Origin of the sequence: Rhodanobacter spathiphylli B39, from assembly GCF_000264295.1 — a bacterium.
Taxonomy (GTDB): Bacteria; Pseudomonadota; Gammaproteobacteria; order Xanthomonadales; family Rhodanobacteraceae; genus Rhodanobacter; species Rhodanobacter spathiphylli.
On record NZ_AJXT01000053.1, the window covers coordinates 1 to 416 of the forward strand.

At 63.5% G+C, this 416-nt stretch carries 1 protein-coding gene; it reads right to left on the reverse strand.

The genetic code is table 11. From position 1 onward, the window contains the following. Positions 1-416: M4 family metallopeptidase (locus tag UU7_RS16215; RefSeq protein ID WP_007810222.1), on the reverse strand; the 416-nt coding region annotated here is incomplete at both ends.

Consider the following 416-nt stretch of genomic DNA (forward strand, 5'->3'; position numbering starts at 1 on the left):
CGCCGCTGGAGTAATGCACGTCCAGTCCGTTGTAGTAGTCGGCCGCGTTGTCGATCGAGCCGCCGTCCTGCGTCGGGTTGCACATGTAGCGCAACGCGTCGCCGATGCCGGCGCTGGTCTTGACGATGTCTGCACCGACCAGGAAGTCGGCCGAGCCACGGTCGTAGAACTCGGCCGCTTCACCGGCGATGTCCGAGTACGCCTCGTTCATGCCGCCGGACTGCCCGCTGTACTCCAGGCCCGAGTTCTGCTCGGTGTAACCGTGGCTGATCTCGTGGCTGGTCACGTCCAGCGACACCAGCGGGTAGAACGTGCTGGCACCATCGCCGAAGTACATCGCGCTGCCGTCCCAGAACGCATTCTCGTAGTTCGACTTGTAGTGCACCTTCATCACCAGCTGCATGTTCAGCGGCGGC